This is a genomic window from Pseudomonas sp. MWU318, assembly GCF_016756945.1.
GTDB lineage: Bacteria > Pseudomonadota > Gammaproteobacteria > Pseudomonadales > Pseudomonadaceae > Aquipseudomonas > Aquipseudomonas putida_A.
Genome location: NZ_JAESJL010000001.1, coordinates 317,975 through 336,623 on the forward strand (window position 1 = coordinate 317,975; position 18,649 = coordinate 336,623).

At 58.7% G+C, this 18,649-nt stretch carries 17 protein-coding genes; 12 read left to right on the forward strand and 5 right to left on the reverse strand.

Annotated features, from left to right (window positions below):
* The 9 genes from folE (at position 1) to JN524_RS01350 (ending at position 11,026) form a co-directional block, all read left to right on the forward strand.
* Complete coding sequence (gene folE, locus JN524_RS01310; RefSeq protein WP_202368196.1) at positions 1-561, forward strand: GTP cyclohydrolase I FolE; 561 nt, start codon at positions 1-3, stop codon at positions 559-561.
* Positions 562-667: 106 nt separating this feature from the next.
* A complete protein-coding gene (locus JN524_RS01315; protein WP_202368197.1) occupies positions 668-1,210 on the forward strand; it encodes a DUF3833 domain-containing protein in 543 nt (180 codons plus the stop codon).
* A 32-nt stretch (positions 1,211-1,242) separates the two neighbouring features.
* Positions 1,243-1,548, forward strand: a complete 306-nt coding sequence (locus JN524_RS01320) for a DUF6482 family protein (RefSeq protein ID WP_183779726.1) — start codon at positions 1,243-1,245, stop codon at positions 1,546-1,548.
* A 14-nt stretch (positions 1,549-1,562) separates the two neighbouring features.
* Entirely contained in the window at positions 1,563-3,101 is a 1,539-nt protein-coding gene (locus JN524_RS01325; RefSeq protein WP_202368198.1) for a cryptochrome/photolyase family protein, read from the forward strand.
* A 159-nt stretch (positions 3,102-3,260) separates the two neighbouring features.
* Entirely contained in the window at positions 3,261-5,450 is a 2,190-nt protein-coding gene (locus tag JN524_RS01330; RefSeq protein WP_202368199.1) for an ATP-binding protein, read from the forward strand.
* Positions 5,451-5,509: 59 nt separating this feature from the next.
* Positions 5,510-5,953 carry a tryptophan-rich sensory protein TspO gene (tspO, locus tag JN524_RS01335; protein ID WP_027611782.1) on the forward strand — a complete coding sequence of 148 codons (444 nt, stop codon included), beginning with the start codon at positions 5,510-5,512 and terminating at the stop codon, positions 5,951-5,953.
* A 206-nt stretch (positions 5,954-6,159) separates the two neighbouring features.
* On the forward strand, positions 6,160-8,565 hold the full coding sequence (locus tag JN524_RS01340; protein WP_202368200.1) for a membrane-bound PQQ-dependent dehydrogenase, glucose/quinate/shikimate family: 2,406 nt from the start codon (positions 6,160-6,162) through the stop codon (positions 8,563-8,565).
* 105 nt (positions 8,566-8,670) lie between these two features.
* Positions 8,671-9,957, forward strand: a complete 1,287-nt coding sequence (locus tag JN524_RS01345) for a carbohydrate porin (protein ID WP_202368201.1) — start codon at positions 8,671-8,673, stop codon at positions 9,955-9,957.
* A 166-nt stretch (positions 9,958-10,123) separates the two neighbouring features.
* Positions 10,124-11,026, forward strand: a complete 903-nt coding sequence (locus JN524_RS01350) for a bestrophin family protein (RefSeq protein ID WP_007967141.1) — start codon at positions 10,124-10,126, stop codon at positions 11,024-11,026.
* A gap of 50 nt (positions 11,027-11,076) precedes the next feature.
* On the opposite strand, the gene JN524_RS01355 is transcribed toward JN524_RS01350, so the two are convergent.
* Positions 11,077-11,319, reverse strand: coding sequence for a hypothetical protein (locus JN524_RS01355; RefSeq protein WP_103367089.1), 243 nt, complete (start codon positions 11,317-11,319; stop codon positions 11,077-11,079).
* A gap of 293 nt (positions 11,320-11,612) precedes the next feature.
* Between JN524_RS01355 and JN524_RS01360 the strand changes: the two genes are divergently transcribed.
* The gene (locus tag JN524_RS01360; RefSeq protein WP_027611776.1) at positions 11,613-11,882 is read left to right on the forward strand and encodes a hypothetical protein; all 270 of its coding nucleotides are present in this window, start codon (positions 11,613-11,615) and stop codon (positions 11,880-11,882) included.
* A 73-nt stretch (positions 11,883-11,955) separates the two neighbouring features.
* Here JN524_RS01360 and JN524_RS01365 read toward each other — a convergent pair whose 3' ends face one another.
* From JN524_RS01365 to JN524_RS01380, 4 genes are all read right to left on the reverse strand, one after another.
* Positions 11,956-12,627, reverse strand: coding sequence for a lipopolysaccharide kinase InaA family protein (locus JN524_RS01365; protein ID WP_202368202.1), 672 nt, complete (start codon positions 12,625-12,627; stop codon positions 11,956-11,958).
* Between the two features lie 418 nt (positions 12,628-13,045).
* Positions 13,046-14,113, reverse strand: coding sequence for an alkene reductase (locus JN524_RS01370; protein ID WP_202368203.1), 1,068 nt, complete (start codon positions 14,111-14,113; stop codon positions 13,046-13,048).
* A 576-nt stretch (positions 14,114-14,689) separates the two neighbouring features.
* On the reverse strand, positions 14,690-15,073 hold the full coding sequence (locus JN524_RS01375) for a winged helix-turn-helix transcriptional regulator (protein ID WP_202368204.1): 384 nt from the start codon (positions 15,071-15,073) through the stop codon (positions 14,690-14,692).
* An 85-nt stretch (positions 15,074-15,158) separates the two neighbouring features.
* Positions 15,159-15,650 carry a GNAT family N-acetyltransferase gene (locus tag JN524_RS01380; protein WP_202368562.1) on the reverse strand — a complete coding sequence of 164 codons (492 nt, stop codon included), beginning with the start codon at positions 15,648-15,650 and terminating at the stop codon, positions 15,159-15,161.
* 398 nt (positions 15,651-16,048) lie between these two features.
* Between JN524_RS01380 and gabP the strand changes: the two genes are divergently transcribed.
* Positions 16,049-17,449: a GABA permease gene (gabP, locus tag JN524_RS01385; RefSeq protein WP_150370635.1), complete on the forward strand. Its 1,401-nt coding sequence runs from the start codon at positions 16,049-16,051 to the stop codon at positions 17,447-17,449.
* Between the two features lie 87 nt (positions 17,450-17,536).
* Positions 17,537-18,628: a GlxA family transcriptional regulator gene (locus JN524_RS01390; protein WP_202368205.1), complete on the forward strand. Its 1,092-nt coding sequence runs from the start codon at positions 17,537-17,539 to the stop codon at positions 18,626-18,628.
* The last annotated feature ends 21 nt before the right edge of the window (positions 18,629-18,649 follow it).

Genomic DNA, 18,649 nt, shown 5'->3' on the forward strand with positions numbered 1-18,649 from the left:
ATGAACCCACTACTAGCCAACCATTACCGCGAAATCCTCGTCGGTGTCGGTGAAAATCCCGAACGCGAAGGTCTGCTCGACACACCCAAACGTGCGGCCAAAGCGATGCAGTATCTGTGCAACGGCTACTCGATGAGCCTGGAAGACGTCACCAACGGTGCCCTGTTCGAATCGCAAAGCGATGAGATGGTCATCGTCAGTGACATCGAGCTCTATTCCTTGTGCGAGCACCATATGCTGCCTTTCATCGGCAAGGCACACGTGGCGTACATCCCCACCGGCAGGGTGCTGGGACTGTCGAAAGTAGCGCGCGTGGTGGACATGTTCGCCCGCCGTCTGCAGATCCAGGAAAACCTCACCCGGCAAATCGCCGAGGCGATTCAGCAGATCACCGATGCCTCTGGCGTGGCCGTGGTCATTGAAGCCAGGCACATGTGCATGATGATGCGCGGCGTCGAAAAGCAGAATTCGATCATGACCTCCTCGGTGATGCTCGGTGCTTTTCGCGACAGCTCCACGACGCGTCAGGAGTTCCTGCAATTGATCGGGCGGCGAAGTTGATTTCCGACCTTCGACAGGCGCGATAAACCTGTACACGATAAATCCACTGTACAAGCACGATATTCCCAACTTCACCCCCATACCTGTGCACTCAGGGAGAACGGCAATGGCCCGACTTGTGCTCTTACTGGCTCTGGTACTCGGCGTTGCAAGCTGCGGCAGCGTGGATGTCAGCCACTATGCCGATCAGCAACCGGCGCTGGATCTGCAACGCTTTTTCAGCAAACCCGTGAAAGCCTGGGGGATGTTTCAGAAGCGCTCCGGGGAAGTGGTCAAGCGCTTTGAGGTCAACATCGTCAGCCATCGTGAGGGCGACAACCTGATTCTCGATGAGCGCTTCCTGTACAGCGACGGCACGCGCCAACGCCGCGTCTGGACCCTGACGCCCGAGGGCCAGGGACGCTGGAGCGGGCGTGCGGGTGATGTGGTGGGCGTCGCCACAGGTCAGGTCGCCGGCAATGCGCTGCACTGGCGTTATCGCCTGAATCTGCCGGTTGATGGCTCAACTTATGAAATGAGCATGGACGACTGGATGTACCAGATGGACGAGGACACGCTGATCAACCGCACCAGCATGTCCAAACTCGGTGTTGAAGTCGGTCAGGTGACCTTGTTCTTCCGTCGCCAGGGCGCGGGAGAAAATCAATGAACAGTGCTCAATTGATAGGCAAGGAGTGAAGCATGAATCTGCAAACCCTGACCGAACGTGCGGCCAACAGCGAAATACGTGAGCTGGAGCTGCTGTCACTCGAAGGTGGTTTTTATCTGGCCCGCATCCGCCTGGATCACGGCCAGTTCACCTTGCTCGACGATGCGGCCAAACCGATGCACTTGCGCTCGATCACCCATCTGCGTGACCTGCTTCAGACTGTGCCGGCATTCCCCTGCGTGCTGGTGCAGCAATGCGTGCACGACGAAATGTGCGGGCGTGATAGCGGGCCCGTCGAAGAGCTGCGGATTCCGTTTTCGCTGACCACAGCGTTATGAAACGGATACTGTGAATGAACCAGAACCGTCGGTTGTGCCTGGTGCTGGGCGATCAGTTGTCCTTCGACCTGGCTTCCTTACAGACACTCGATAGCGAGCGCGACAGCGTGCTGCTGGTCGAGGTCATGGAAGAAGCCAGCCATGTGCCGCACCATCCACAAAAAATCGCCCTGATCTTCAGTGCCATGCGCCATTTCGCTCAGACACTGCGAGACCAGGGTGTTCGTGTCGAATACGTGACCCTGGATGATCCGCACAACAGCGGCTCGGTGCCGGGGGAATTACGCCGCTGGCAACAGCGGTTGCAGGTCGAGGAAGTGCACGTCACCGAGTGCGGGGATTGGCGCCTGGAGCAATCGATCAGGGACTGTGGCTTGCCCCTCCATTGGCACGCCGATACGCGTTTTCTGTGCAGTCGCGCCGAGTTCGCCGCCTGGGCCGCCGGCAAAAAGCAGTTGCGCATGGAGTTCTTCTATCGCGAGATGCGCCGCAAGAGTCGCTTGCTGCTCAATGGCGACGGTACGCCGGTGGGTGGTGCGTGGAATTTCGATGCGGAGAATCGCAAGGCCCTGCCCAAAGGCGTGAAAGCCCCCTACCCGATCCGTTTCGGTAATGACGCGATCACCCGCGACGTGCTCGCCCTGGTGAGGGCACGCTTCAGTCAGCACTATGGCGCACTCGACGACTTCAACTACCCGGTCACCCACGCCGACGCGCAGGCGCTGTGGGAGTATTTTCTGGACTATGGCCTGGCAGGATTCGGCGACTATCAGGACGCCATGGCCAGTGACGAACCGTTCCTGTTTCACGCGCGCATCAGCGCTGCGCTCAATATTGGCCTGCTGGATTTGCGGGAGTTGTGCAGCGACGTCGAGTCGGCCTATTGGGCCGGCAGGATTGCCCTGAATGCCGCCGAAGGCTTCATTCGGCAACTGATCGGCTGGCGGGAATATGTGCGCGGCGTGTACTGGCTGAAAATGCCAGACTACGCACTGGGCAATGTATTCGGCAACGACCGGCCACTGCCCGAGTTCTACTGGACCGGTGCGACGCAGATGAACTGCATGCGCCAGGCCATCGGCCAGAGTCTGCAGCACGCCTACGCGCATCACATCCAGCGGCTGATGGTCACCGGTAATTTTGCCCTGCTCGCCGGCATCGCGCCGAGCCATATCTGTGAGTGGTATCTGGCGATCTATATGGACGCCTTCGACTGGGTCGAGCTGCCGAACACGCTGGGTATGGTCATGCATGCCGATGGCGGTTACCTCGGTTCCAAACCCTATTGCGCCAGTGGCCAATACATCAATCGCATGTCCGACTACTGCCGAAGCTGCGCCTACAAGGTCAGCGAAAGTACCGCGGACAATGCCTGCCCGTTCAATGCGTTGTACTGGCACTTTCTGATGCGCCACGGCGAACAACTGCGCGGCAATCAACGCATGGCGATGATGTACAAGAACCTCGACCGCATGCCGCCAGCCAGACAGGAGGCGCTGTGGCAACGCGGGCAGAACCTGTTGGCGCGCCTGGATAACGGCGAATCGATCTGAAATGAGCGCTCGTATGCGCGGGTGGTGAAACTTAAGCACAGCGCGCCCGGTCAACGAATGATCGGCGCTCAAGTCCCCTGCGAGCGCGACGTTCACTGCTCGCGTTGTGCCCACGCGCTCTATGAAGCCAGTCCCTGAACATTCAATAAAGCAGGTCACATGGATACCCTTGAACACCTTAGTCGCGAAGCGCTTGAGTCAGAGGTAAGGCGATTGCGCGCGGCGCTTCAGAGCACTCAGGTCGACACCCAGGACGTTGACCTCGATCGCGACATGGCGGCGCAACTGCAAGCCAGTCGGGATGCGCTCGCCCGCAGCGAGGCTCGCTTCATCACCATTCTGGAAACCATCGAATCGGCGTTCGCCATCGTCAAGGTCAAATTCGACGCTGACGATAAACCCGTCGATTACTACTTCGTCGAAGCCAACCCGGCGTTCGAACACCAGTGCGGGGTCAACCTGCGCGGCAAATGGGTGACCGAGTTCGCGCCCAATCTGGAAAGCTTCTGGTTCGAAACCTACGGCCATGTGGCCAAAACCGGAGAGCCGGCGAACTTCGAAAATTACGCCAACACCTTCGAACGCTGGTTCGACGTGCGCGCGGTACGGGTCGGCGATCCGGCCGACCGGCAAATTGCGATCCTGTTCAACGACGTCACCCAGCGGCGCGACGCCGAGGAGCGCTTGCGAGCCAGTGAAGCGCTGGCGCGGGAGAACGTCGAGCGTGTGCAACTGGCGCTCGCTGCCGGTGCGATCATCGGCACCTGGCACTGGGACCTGCTCACCGACCGCTTTGCCGTGGACGAAGCATTCGCCCGGGTGTTTGACCTCGACCCGGCGCTGGGCCGCGAAGGCCTCAGCCTCGAACAAGTCATGGTGACCGTGCATCCCGAAGACCAGGATGGACTGACCACCGCGATCAACGAAGCCATCGGCCGTGGTGGCGCCTACTCCCACCAGTACCGTGTGCGCCGCACAGACGGCAGATATCAGTGGATCGAGGCCAACGGCCGTGTTGAATGTGCCGATGATGGAACGCCGCTGCGCTTTCCCGGCGTGCTGATCGATGTCGAGGAACGGCGCAATGTCGAAGCGGAGCGCGACCGCGCCATCGCCGCGTTGCGCGCGCTCAACGATACGCTGGAGCAGCGCGTGTCATCGCGCACCGCAGAGTTGATGCAGGCCGAAGAGAAGCTGCGTCAGTCGCAGAAAATGGAAGCCGTCGGCCAACTGACCGGGGGCCTGGCGCATGACTTCAATAATTTGCTGGCCGGCATTTCCGGTGCGCTGGAGTTGATGGGCGCGCGCATCAGACAGGGCCGGCTGAATGAGGTCGACAAATACATGGTGACCGCCCAGGGCGCGGTGAAGCGAGCCGCCGCCCTGACCCACCGTCTGCTGGCGTTTTCCAGACGCCAGACCCTCGATCCGCGGCCGACCGACGTGAACACGCTGATGACCGGCATGACCGAGTTGATCCAGCGTACGGTCGGCCCCAGCATCGTTCTGGAAACCCGCGCCGCACCGGGGCTCTGGCCAACGCTGGTGGACGCCAGCCAATTGGAGAACGCCCTGCTCAACCTGTGCATCAACGCGCGCGATGCGATGCCCGATGGCGGGCGCATCACCATCGAAACGGCCAACCGTGCGCTGGACTGCGAGACGGCGCGCACCCTGGACATGCCCGAGGGCGAATACCTGTGCCTGTGCGTGACCGATACCGGCACCGGCATGACTGCCGATGTGATCGCCAAAGCCTTCGACCCGTTCTTCACCACCAAACCGCTGGGCCAGGGCACCGGGTTGGGGCTGTCGATGATCTACGGTTTCGCCAAGCAGTCCGGTGGCCAGGTGCGCGTGCATTCGCAGGTTGGCCAAGGCACGGAGATGTGCATTTATCTGCCGCGCTACCATGGCGAGCCTGTGCCGAATCAGGATCACAAGGACAACACGCCGGCAGCCTTGCCCAAGTCTGGCGAGACAATTCTGGTGGTGGACGACGAGCCTACGGTGCGTGCGCTGCTGACTGACGTGCTCGGCGATCTCGGCTACACCTTGATAGAGGCCGCTGACAGTGTGGTCGGGCTGAAGATGTTGCGCTCGGACATACACATCGACTTGCTGATCACCGACGTCGGCTTGCCGGGTGGCATGAATGGTCGGCAACTGGCCGATGCCGGCCGGGAAATCCGCCAGAATCTGAAGACCCTGTTCATTACCGGGTACGCAGAAAACGCGGTGATTGGTGCCGGTCAATTGGGCCCGGACATGCAGGTGCTGACCAAGCCGTTTGCCGTCGACACGCTGGTGGCGCGGGTCAGCGACCTGATGGCGATGAAATCCGAATGAGCGACCGTTGCGGCGCTGTAATCCCAGAGAGAGTGGCTGCGGCCAAGGAGTGAAAAATGGTGACGTTTCTGATTTTTCTGATCGCGTGCGGCGCTGCGGCGACTACCGGGGTGATTTTCAAGCCCGGGCCATGGTACGAAGGGCTCAATAAACCCGGATTCACCCCGCCCAATTGGGCGTTTCCGGTGGCTTGGACAATAATCTATCTATTGCTGGCCTGGGCCGGTTATCGCTTGAGCCTGATTCCTGGCAGTCAGACGGTACTGGCGCTGTGGGCCGCGCAAATTGCCCTGAACACGTTGTGGACGCCGGTGTTCTTCGGCGCGCATCAGGTGGCCGCCGCCATGGTGATTCTGCTGCTGTTGTGGCTGGTGGTCGCGGTGATGGTGTTTATGGCGTTGCGCCTGGATTTGATCACCGGGTTGATCCTGTTTCCTTATCTGGCCTGGTTGTGTGTGGCGGCGGCGTTGAATTTCTCGATTCTGCGCAATAACCGTGGTTGATGACGGCAGCTGTCATAACTCCCATTTTTTCTGACAAAAAGGCGCTTTTTCAGGCATTCAAAATATCTTTCCAGGCCCTTGAAAGCGCAGGTCCCCGCTCAGGACGGGGATTTCGCAATGAACAACAGTTCATTACTGAATTAGTGATTTAACTAGGTAGTTACCTATCTATATAATGCACGCCTCATTTCAACGGGACATCCAACGTGAAGCAGAGTCAACGCCTCTCGGGCATATCAAAATTCATTCTGGTCGGGCTGGGGGTGATCATCGCCCTGCTCGGCCTGGCACTTGCGGCTGGCGGAGTGAAGCTGGTCAGCCTGGGAGGGTCGTGGTACTTCCTCGTGGGCGGTCTGGTGATGGCCGTTTCCGGTCTGCTGATCGCTCGCTTCAAGACGGCCGGCGCCTGGCTGTTTGCGGCGTTTCTGGTCGGGACAGCGATCTGGGCGGTGAGCGATGCCGGGCTGGTGTTCTGGCCGGTGTTTTCGCGTCTGTTCATGTTCAGCGCCGTGGGTCTGGCGGTGACGCTGGTCTACCCGCTGCTCAAGCGTGCCAACGGTGGTGTTCCGGGTCGTGGCGCTTACGGCGTTGCCGCTGTCCTGGCCGTGGGACTGGCGGTGGCTGCCGGCAATATGTTCGTTGCGCACCCGACTGTCGCCGCGACCGGCACGGGTCCAGGCCTGACCCCGGTTGAGCCGGACAAGGCGCAAAAAGACTGGGCGCACTACGGCAATACCGAGGGCGGCAGCCGCTTTGCTGCGCTGGACCAGATCAACCGCAACAACGTCGACAAGCTGAAAGTAGCCTGGACCTACCACACCGGTGACGTCGCCGAGAGCGATGGCAACGGTGCCGAAGACCAGCTCACTCCGCTGCAGATCGGCAACAAAGTGTTCATCTGCACCCCGCACAACAACCTGATCGCGCTGGATGCCGACACCGGCAAAGAGCTGTGGAAGAACGCGATCAACGCTAAGTCGAAAGTCTGGCAGCGTTGCCGTGGCATGGCCTATTTCGATGCGACCAAAAGCATCGCTCAGCCAAGCAATTCGAGCATCATCGAAGCCAAACCGGCGCCGGCCGCCAATTGCCAGCGCCGTCTGCTGACCAACACCATCGACGCCCGCCTGATCGCGGTCGATGCCGATACCGGCGAGTTCTGCCAGGGTTTCGGCAACAACGGTCAGGTTGACCTGAAGGCCGGTCTCGGTGACGTGCCGGACAGCTACTACCAGCTCTCCTCCGCTCCGCTGATGGCCGGCACCACTGTGGTGGTCGGCGGTCGCGTAGCCGATAACGTGCAAACCGACATGCCCGGCGGCGTGATCCGTGGTTTCGACGTAATCACCGGCGCCATGCGCTGGGCCTTCGACCCGGGCAACCCGCAGGACAAAAAGGCCCCGGCCGACGGCAGCACGTATGTGCGCAGCACGCCGAACAGCTGGGCGCCGATGTCCTACGATCCGGCGACTAACACCGTGTTCCTGCCGATGGGCAGCTCGTCCACCGACATCTATGGTGTCGAGCGCAGCAAACTCGATCACACCTACGGCGCCTCAATCCTCGCGCTGGACGCCACCACCGGTGATGAACGCTGGGTATTCCAGACTGTGCACAACGATCTCTGGGACTTCGACCTGCCGATGCAGCCGAGCCTGATCGACTTCACCAAGGACGGCAAAACCGTTCCGGCGCTGGTCATCGGCACCAAGGCCGGACAGATCTACGTGCTCGATCGTGCCACCGGTAAACCGTTGACCGAGGTTAAAGAAGTCCCGGTCAAAGCCGCGAACATCCCGAACGAACCGTACTCGCCAACCCAGCCAAAATCGGTGGGCATGCCGCAGATCGGTGCCCAGCACCTGACTGAATCGGACATGTGGGGCGCCACCCCGTATGACCAGTTGCTGTGCCGGATCGATTTCAAATCGATGCGTTATGACGGCCTGTACACCGCGCCGGGTACCGATAAATCCCTGAGCTTCCCGGGTTCGCTGGGCGGCATGAACTGGGGCAGCATCTCCACTGACCCGGTACACGGTTTCATCTTCGTCAACGACATGCGCCTGGGCCTGTGGATTCAGATGATCCCGTCGCAGAACAAGGCTCAAGCCTCCTCCGGTGGCGAAGCGTTGAACACCGGCATGGGCGCGGTACCGCTCAAAGGCACGCCTTACGCGGTGAACAAAAACCGCTTCCTGTCGGTGGCTGGCATTCCGTGCCAGGCTCCGCCGTTCGGCACCCTGACCGCAATCGACATGAAGACCCAGAAAGTCGCCTGGCAGGTTCCGGTCGGCACCGTTGAAGACACAGGTCCCTTGGGCATTCGCATGCACCTGCCGATCAAGATCGGTCTGCCAACCCTCGGCGGCAGCCTGTCGACCCAAGGTGGCCTGATCTTTATCGCCGGCACCCAGGACTTCTACCTGCGCGCCTTCAACAGCGCCAATGGCGAGGAAATCTGGAAGGCGCGTCTGCCAGTCGGCAGTCAGGGCGGCCCGATGACCTACGTTTCGCCGAAGACCGGCAAGCAGTACATCGTCATCACCGCCGGTGGTGCACGTCAGTCGACCGATCGCGGCGACTACGTGATGGCTTACGCCTTGCCGTAATCCGCAGCGCCCGTGCTGAACACGGGCGCTTTCTTTTTGCGCGCGGCACCTGAGGGTGCCGCGCCGCTTTCCGATATCGCTACAGCTTTGAGCAGGAAGATCTCCATGTTTGGTTTTACTCGTAACGGCTGGGTCAACGGCGTGCTGTTGGGCTTGACCTGCACCACCCTGCCCGCCTTCGCCGATACCGATTCGAACCTGTTGACCCGCAACACCCTGACCGGTGACTGGGGCGGTCTGCGGCACAAGATGGATCAGGACGGGATCAAGTTCACCGGCGATTACACCGGCGAAATGGCTTACAACGCCGATGGCGGCCTGCATCGCTCCGGTCGTTATTCGCAAAACATCAAGCTCGGCGCGCAGTTCGACCTGAGCAAGTTGTATGGCGTAGAGAACGCCGGCAAGGTTCAGCTGACCATCAACGACCGCCGCGGCAACAGCGCCTCCGAAGATCTGGTTGGCAACCGTCTGCCGATCCAGGAAAACTACGGCGGCCTCTACACCCGCCTGACCGAACTCAGCTACGAGCGCAGCCTGTTCACCCCGGCGCTCAACGTGAAGCTGGGTTACATGGCCATGGGCAACGACCTCGGCGGCCTCGACAGCGGCATTCTGTGCAACTTCATGAACGCCGGTTTCTGCGGCCATCCGCTGAACATGTCCGGCGGCAGCGGCTGGACCAACTACCCGAACGCGCACCTGGGCGTGCGGGTGAAATACGACCTGTCGCCGTCCTGGCAACTGCGCGTGGCCGCGTTCAACGTCGATCCGGAAAGCAACGGCAACTCCAGCCGCGCCTGGCATCTGGGCCCGAAACACACCACCGGCACCGTGGTGCCGATCGAGCTGGTGTACAAGCACGCAGGTCAATTGCCCGGCGAATACAAGCTGGGTTACTACTACGACAGCTCCGACGTGAAACGCATCGGCAGCGACAAGGAAGTCTCCGGCCGTGGCGGTCACTACTTGCTGATCGATCAAGCCGTATGGAGTTCGCCAACGTCCGAGGGCCGCAGCCTGCATGCGTTCGGCCAATACTCGGCAGCCAGCGAAGCAGCTTCGCCGTTCAGCAAGTGGTACGGCACCGGTCTGGTGCTGTACAAACCGTTCGAAGGTCGCCCACGCGACACCGTTGCTCTGGGCTACGGCCGCGCCGTGCCTAACCCGCGCAGCCGCGACGTACAGCAGGACGCCGCCATGGCCAATGGCACGCAGTTCCCGAACCTGGACAGTGGCGAGCAGTTGATCGAACTCGGCTACGGCTACCAGGCCACGCCTTGGTTGACACTGCGTCCGAACCTGCAATACATCATCGAACCGGGCGCGTTTTCCGGGCAGGACATCGACAATGCGTTGGTGTTTGGCTTGCAGGTGAAAGCCTCACTTTGATTCTTCTGGCAGAACTGCAGGCAATAAAAAACCCGGCGTAATGACCGGGTTTTTTATTGCCTGAAAATTGTCGTAACCAAGAAGCTCAGTCGACACCGAACCTTTACCCCCAAACCTGCGTCCGAGCTAGGGCGTTAACGCTTACCGCTCGCCACGAGGTTTCCGTTTGAAAGCAGCCATCGTCAAAAAATACCGTTTGATCATCAAGACCATGGGCTACGTGGGCTGGTCGCTGTTCTGGCTATTGCTCTGGGACATCGCCGTCACCGTCGACTTCATGTTGTTCCTCAACGCCAAGATCAACCTGCCGCTGATGCCGTTGACATTGCTCGGTTCTGCGCTGGTGGTGCTGATCAGTTTCCGCAACAGCAGCGCCTACAACCGTTGGTGGGAGGCGCGCACCCTGTGGGGCATGATGATCAACAGCTCGCGCAGCTTTGCCCGGCAGGTGCTGACGCTGCTGGATGATCCCGATAACGAAGTGAACCCGGTGAAGGCGACGCTGTTGCGCCGCCATGTGGCGTACGTCAACTGCCTCGCCGCGCATCTGCAGGGTCAGCCCTGCCCGGAGGAAGTCCGCGCGTTCATCCCGGCGGATGAATTCGCCCGCAGCGGCACCACCAACAACTTTGCCAACGACATCCTCACGGGTTCCGCGGCGTTGCTGGCCCGGGAATACAAGGCCGGGCGCCTGGACAGCATTCGGCTGGCAAGGCTGGAATCGACGATGGTCGATCTGTCCAACAGCCAGGGCGGGATGGAGCGGATCGCCAATACACCGCTGCCCTACCCCTACGTGTATTTCCCGCGCCTGTTTATCTCGCTGTTCTGCCTGATTGTGCCGGTGGGGCTGGTGGAATCGCTGGGTTGGTTCACCCCGCTGGCCTCGACGGTGGTGGGTTTCATGCTGCTGGCCATCGAACGCATTGGTACTGACCTGCAAAGCCCGTTTCGCCATAGCGAGCACCAGATCCAGATGGAAGCCCTGTGCGAAACCATCGAGAAAAACCTGCAGTCGATGCAGCGTGATTCGTTGGGGGATGCGCGCAGGGTTGAAGAAACGGCTTGAGGAACGATCTGAGGGATGCCAGGGCGTTAAGCCCTAGCGAGTCACAGGTATTACTTCTTCTTTTTCGCCGGCTTGTCAGCCTTCTTTGCATCCTTGGCCTTTTCCGGCTTGCTATCGGCTTTTTTTGCAGACTTTTTCGGTTCGGCGTCTTTCTTCTTGTCTTTCTTGTCGGAAGACTTGGAAAGCGCCGAAGCTGCCGCTGATTTCTTTTCCGGCGAGGACTTTTTGTCTTTCAAGTCCTTGCTGGCTTTCGAAGCGTCGTCTTTTTTGCTTTTCTTCTCGTCTTTAGCCACGTTGACCACCTCTCGGAATGTGCCGGTATTGGCACCGGGCCTGTGCGAATGAACACAAGCTGATCGTTAGGCGTGGGCGTTCGGGCGGGGTTCAGATTATTTGACTCGATCCAGCGCCCATGGCGAAGACCGGCCGTTCAACAAGTTGTCAATAGCACAGTTGTGCGACTGTTCCATAGATAGCGCAGTGGTAGGCTTTTCTGGCGTGACATTACGCGAATGCCCGATCTGTTCAGAAGGCAGGTCGGGGCCAATGTTTAAGCCCGCTGTCAGCTAACTGAAAGGATTCGAACATGAAAAAGTCCATGACTACCCTGGCCATTTCCGCGACGCTCGCTCTCGCCGCAACGGCCACAAACGCTGCCGTTCATCCAACGACCATCACTGCTCCACAGACGGTCAAGCAAGTGACAGCCTCGATTGACACGCCTTTCTCAACACAACAGAAAGCTGGAGAGATCCAGACGGCCAGCCTGGCCAGAAGTTGCTCAGATGAGCGCTATTCCTGGTGGGAATTCAGTGGCTGGGAAATAATCGCCTGTCTCGGAAGCGGTCAGTGGTAATTATTCAAACGAGTCTGGTGCGTGACTTGTGTGCTGAGCACGCACCAGCGCCTGTTATAGCCAACTCGTGAGTTTACAGGGTTCTACCACTGGCTTGCTCATAACTCGAAAGGAAATGCTGCCACTGCGACTCATCCCAGAAAGAATGCCGCCTGAGTTGCGGAATGTCGTGACGCGCCGCGCCCATTGCCGTAACACGACCGCGAGATTTCTCCAGGTCAAGCAGCGCCAGTTCAAAATCGAAGTCTGTGTCGGTAATCGACGCCTTGATAAAGATGTGTTTGGAACGCATGCAACCGTGCTGCCATTTGCCCGAGTGCATCCGCGCCAGCATTTGCGCTAAACGTTCAAGCAGTCGCAGATGTTGCTCTGTGGTCAACAGGCTTGCAGCGCCCTGGCTATACCAGGTATCCAGATCGATGAAGCCGCCCAGGTCTTTGGTAACCAAGACCCCCTGCCATACGCCGTCGACTTTTCTCGCGCCATAAAATACCGGTCTTGGCGCATTCACGCCCAGCTCTTCGAGTCTTGAAAGGGCAACGCCTTCACGCAATGCGGTGGGTCGGCCAGTGGGGTAACGGAGACTGCGGAACAAATGGCCGGTCTGGCGCTTTACGAAAAACGTCTTGTCACCTTGAACAATCAGTTGGACACCACTGGTGCCGCTACGGCGAACATTCGGCGGTTCCACCCACGACCCGGACGTACCCCACCAGAAATCAAACTCATCGCGTGCCCTGCCCATTGTGCGCTCCATTTATTGTAGAAATCTTTTCGTGCGACATTTGCATGAGGGCCGCACCAGCAGATCAGTCTGTTGGTGGACGTTAATAGTTCCCTCGGTTTTCAAGGATTTTAGGGCCAGCTTGGGGCTTTTACGCAACTACGTGAAGAAAATTGGCTAAATATTTTGCAGGCAGACCAGCCTGAAACATCAACAGTAAAATGCAGGCCGGCGAGATTCGCTACGCGGCAATCGTCAATATGGAATTTGGCATGTCTGCTGGCGGGCCGGTCATGCCCAAGAAGTTCTCTTTGCAGACATCGGCAGGTTTGACGGTCGGGTGCCAGAACGAAAATCGCGCTCCGACACCCGTGATAGCGCCATGCTCGGTATCGACCTGATGGTTCACCGCTATTGCCCAGCTAAACGTCGACGCCCCCTAGGCCAGCGGCGGGTAGTCGGTATAGCCCTGTTCCGAACCACTGTAAAAAGTGGAGGCATCCGCAGTAGCCAGCGGCGCATCAAGGAAGAAGCGTTCCGGCAGATCAGGATTGCTGATGAACAGCGTGCCAAATGTGACTGCATCGGCCAGGCCGGTTTGCAGGGCCTGTTCCGCCGACTTCCGGTCATAACCAACATTCAACACGAAAATCCCTGAGAACCGCTGGCGCGCCCCGGGTGCCAAGGGTTTCGCGCCTTCCGGCAGACTGCCCGGTTCCATGAAATGCAGAATTCCAACGTTTCTCTTTTCCAGTGCTTCTACTGCGTACATGTAGGTCTGCTCGAGATTGGAGTCGCCCATGTCATTGTACGGAATGCGCGGCGACAGCCTGACCGAGATACGGGCCGGCCCGAAGGCTTTGATCGCAGCGTCAGTGGCTTCAAGCAAGAACCTCGCCCGCTTCTCAATGGTACCGCCATATTCGTCGGTGCGTTTGTTTGAGCCGTCTTCCAGAAACTGCGCTGGCAGATAACCATTGGCACCGTGTATCTCTACACCATCAAAGCCCGCATCTTTCGCGGCCTGTGCAGCTTTTTCGTAGTCCGCAATGGTGGACTTGATTTCATCAATGGTCAGTTCGCGTGGGGTCACCGAGGGTTTGATGCCTTCGGGCGTGAACGCCTGGCTATTGAAGGGGACTGACGATGGCGCGACCGGGAGTTCTCCACCATGAAAATCAGGATGAGATGCTCTACCGGTGTGCCAAAGCTGGGCGAAAATGAGGCCACCGGCTTCATGAACTGCCTGAGTTACCTTCTTCCAGCCCGCAATCTGTTCAGGCGTATAGATCCCCGGGGTATTCGTCCAGCCGACGGCCTGGGCGCTGATCTGGGTGCCTTCGGTAAAAATAAGGCCCGCCGATGCGCGCTGTGCGTAATAGGTCGCAGTCAATTCGTTGGCCACCTGATCCTTGGATCGACCTCTTGTCATCGGCGCCATGAACACCCGATTTCTGAAAGTGAGCTCTTCGTTGTTCAAGGGGGTTAGAAGCTTAAAATTTCCCATACTTTCCTCAGAATAAATTTATTGAATGTCCGCCCGTGCCTAACGATTTCTCAAGTGCGGCTCGACCAAAGAAATGCTTCTGTCGGATGCTCGATTGGCTGGCTGCAAGCCGCCGGCAAGAGTGGCGAACGAAGGGTCCGGTTCGGACCGCTTCCCTCAAATGAGGACAGTCGACAAGGTATCAATAATAAACCTGGCGTCAATTAGGCACCGTTCGTACACCTGGTAGGTCTGAGGATACCTACCGTCAGGAAATAGTCCGCGGCGTATGGGCTGGCGAGCCGTATACAGTGGCCTCGCGCGCAAGAGCAGGACGCTCTGCGTTCATGATCGAACGGCCTGAGCAATCGATGTGATGATTCGGTTGAAGCAGGTATCGAGATTGATTGCCCGCGCATGAAAGGCAAAAACCAGCGCACTGCCAACAACAAAAAGTGTTGGCAGAGTTTCATGCTTAGCAGATCGCGCTGGTTCGATTGAGATCTTCGGTGTTTCTCAAGCCATCGGATGACAAGTCCCGAAGCGCAGCATGGGCGGCCAACAACGCGTTCACGTAATCGAGTGAAGCAACCTTCCCTACGTACTTGTCGGTCCGATTGCAGCGGCGTCGAACTTCTGCCGGGCAGCATCAACCTCCGGCAGCTTGGCGAGCGTCCATTCATGCAGTGCCCGAAAAGGTTGTTGCAGCGTGCGGCCCAGCGGCGTGATTTGGTACTGCACCGCGACTGGCGAAAGCGAAATCACCTCGCGCGATACCAGGCCGTTGCGCTCCAGCCGGCGCAGACATTGCGTGAGCGCTTTTTGGGTAACGCCTTGCAGGCGACGACGGATCGCGTTGAAGCGTTGCGGACCGTCTTCAAGCACGGCTAACACCATCATCGACCATTTATCAGCGATCTGCTCGAATAAAGCCCGGCTAGGGCAGTCGGACGAGAAGCACAGCGGTTCGAGTTCAAGCATGGCGGTTTCCTTCTGTATACCCAGGCGCTCTAAGGCGCGAGATTGACGCCAAGTTTACTGGATATACCGAGCCTGAGAACGCTTTCTACCGTTGTTTCGCCGGAACACTCTGACGCACATAATAATTGTCGAATTCACTGCTTTCGGTGAATTGGAAGCCATGGCGGGTATAAAAGCGATTCGAAGCACTTTCTTTGAGAGCGCCAACTTTCACAGGGAGCGCAGCCGCATCCGCCTCTTTGAAAATCTGAGTGAGAACAGCAGCCCCTACACCTGATCCTTGCGCGCTCGGTCTCACATACAAGTGGTGGAGCAAGAGTTCATTGTGGTGATGCTTGACCACTACAAAACCAACCCTCTCTCCAGATACCTCGATATAGCGTGTGTTGCGAGCGTCAAAACCGCCAAGAAACCGCTCACGCGCACGCACCGGATCAAATCGCCCGACACGCTCCAGACTTTCGCGCATGGCCTCAATTCGAATGGCTACAAGATTTTCCAGGTCGCTTGGTTGAGCCGGAACCAAAATGACCGGGGAATTTTGATTAGGTGCGAGGGGGCATAGGTTGTGCTCTATTTACCATCCTGGAAGGCCAGTATAGAGAGCCTGGCTTGTGGGGCCCAGTTTGGTTTCACCGTCGAATTCAGGCACCCATCTCAAAAACGAACATGACTTGGTCAATCTGGATTTTGATTGCCAGAGCCGTGCGTGACCGACAGGTCTCCAATACGACCTCATGGTATTCACATGTCGATATCAGACACGATCATGGCGCAATCAGGCTATTGAGTCTGCTGCAAGGCCGGCTAAGGTGCCGTGTCTTCCTATCAAAACAATCCCGGTCAGATCATGGGGTTGATAAGAACTGCGGCGGTTGGACGGGCTTCTCTCGGGAGTTCAGCAGGCAACGATGGTGACCGATCGTATGCCCGTTCAATTGCTTAAATGTCGATCAGCAGAGAATAAAAATACCGATGATCAGCCCGAACTCCATGGATTCGAGTAGCCAATTGGCGCAGGGCTTCAAGCCTCGTCACGTCACAATGCTGTCCATCGCCGGGATTATCGGCGCCGGTTTGTTCGTCGGTTCAGGACACGCGATTGCCGCAGCAGGGCCGGCGGTACTTCTCGCCTATCTGTTTTCAGGTCTGCTCGTCGTGCTGGTCATGCGCATGCTCGGCGAGATGGCGGTGGCCAATCCGGACACCGGTTCGTTCTCCACCTATGCCGACCAGGCTATCGGCCGCTGGGCCGGTTTTACCATCGGTTGGCTGTACTGGTGGTTTTGGGTGTTGGTAATTCCCATCGAAGCACTGGCGGCCGGGCATGTGCTGCACCAATGGTTTCCTCAGGTCGATGCCTGGCTGTTCGCGTTGGGATCGATCATTGCGCTGGTGGTGACCAACCTGTTCAGCGTGTCCAAGTATGGTGAATTCGAGTTCTGGTTCGCCATGGCCAAGGTTGTGGCGATCATCGGCTTCATCGGGGTCGGTTTTGCCGTGTTGATGGGCTGGGTGCCCGACCGCGAAGTCAGCGGGTTGAGTGGTCTGATGGCCGAGCACGGCGGATTTGCGCCCAACGGTTTGTCCGCAGTGGTCGGTGCTTTTATCACGATCATGTTCAGTTTCATCGGCACTGAAGCGGTGACCATCGCCGCCGCCGAATCGAATAACCCGGCGCAGAACATTGCCAAGGCCACCCGCTCGGTGATCTGGCGCATCGGCGTGTTCTACCTGCTGTCGATCTTCGTGGTCATCTCCGTGGTGCCGTGGAATGATCCGTTGCTGGCGTCGGTGGGCTCGTATCAGCGCGCCCTGGAAATCATGAACATTCCAAACGCCAAGTTCATGGTCGACGTTGTCGTGCTGATCGCCGTGGCCAGTTGCATGAACTCCTCGATCTACATTGCCTCGCGCATGCTGTACTCGCTGGGCCGTCGCGGCGATGCACCGAAAACGCTGAAGGCGACTTCCGCGGCCGGTGTGCCACGGGCCGCCGTGATCGCCAGCACCGTGCTGGGTGCGTCGATCACCGTGTGGAGCTATTTCATGCCCGCCGGGCTGTTCGAGTTCCTGCTGGCCAGTTCCGGGGCGATTGCCTTGCTGGTGTACCTGGCGATTGCGGTGTCGCAGCTACGCATGCGGCGGATATTGCAACAGCGCAAGGTCGAGCTGACCTTCCGCATGTGGCTGTTTCCATGGCTGACGTGGCTGGTGATCGGCTTCATCTGCGCGGCGCTGGCGGTCATGATGATCACTCCGCAGCACCGCACCGAAGTCACCACCACCATTGGCCTGGCGCTGGCAATCTCCTTTATCGGCCTGATGACGTCGCGTCACCCTGCCCCGGCGGCACGCGCAACGTCGGTGGGCTAGGCGTTCACGCCGAAGCCGACATTCCCTTGGCGAAGACCTGGGGAATGACCGACGCCTGCATCTCAGACCAATTCCTGTGAGGACACGATGTCATCGCCCCCCTCCGTGGCCGACGGTACGACCCAATCCGTCGGGTTTCTGCTGTTGGATAAATTCACCCTCATGTCGCTGGCATCCGCCGTCGAACCACTGCGCATGGCCAATCAATTGTCGGGGCGAACGCTGTATCGCTGGCATACCTTCAGCGCCAATGGTGCGGCTGTTTGGGCCAGCGACGGGGTCCCGATCACGCCGGATGCCTCGTGGAGCAACCCCAGCGTGGCGGACACGGTGATTGTTTGTGGCGGGGTCGGCATCCAGAGCGTGATCACCCGTGAGCACACATCCTGGTTGCAAGCCCTGGCCCGGCAATCCAGACGTTTGGGCGGTGTGTGCACCGGTAGCTGGGCACTCGCCAAAGCCGGATTGCTCGATGGCTATGAGTGCAGCGTGCATTGGGAATTTCTGGCGGCCATGCAGGAAGCTTTCCCACGCGTCAACGTCAGCACCAGCCTCTTCACCCTCGACCGCAACCGCTTTACCAGTTCCGGAGGAACAGCGCCGCTGGACATGATGCTGCACCTGATCGCCCGCGATCATGGTCGTGAGTTATCAGCCGCCATCTCGGAGATGTTTGTATACGAGCGCATCCGCAACGAGCAGGACCATCAACGCGTACCGCTCAAGCATGTGGTCGGTACGCATCAGCCCAAGCTGCAAGAAGTCGTTGCGTTGATGGAGGCCAATCTTGAGGAGCCGATAGAGCTGGACAACCTCGCCGAATACGTCGATCTGTCACGCCGACAGTTGGAGCGGCTGTTTCAGAAATACCTGCAATGCACGCCGTCACGCTACTACTTGAGGTTGCGGCTGATTCGCGCGCGACAACTGCTCAAGCAAACCTCGCTGTCGATCGTGGAACTGGCGTATGTCTGCGGTTTTGCCTCCACACCGCATTTCTCAAAATGCTATCGCGAGCACTTTGGGGTGCCGCCGAGCGACGAGCGCTCAGGTTCTGCAATGAGTCGTAAACGGATAACGCCGCCGTCATCGATCAACACACTGACAACGCTCGATCAGGCGAGAAACGAATCGACGTTTGCCAGTGTTCGAATGATGGCGAGTGTCGATCTGGCTTGAATGAACCGAGGCAAATCGGCC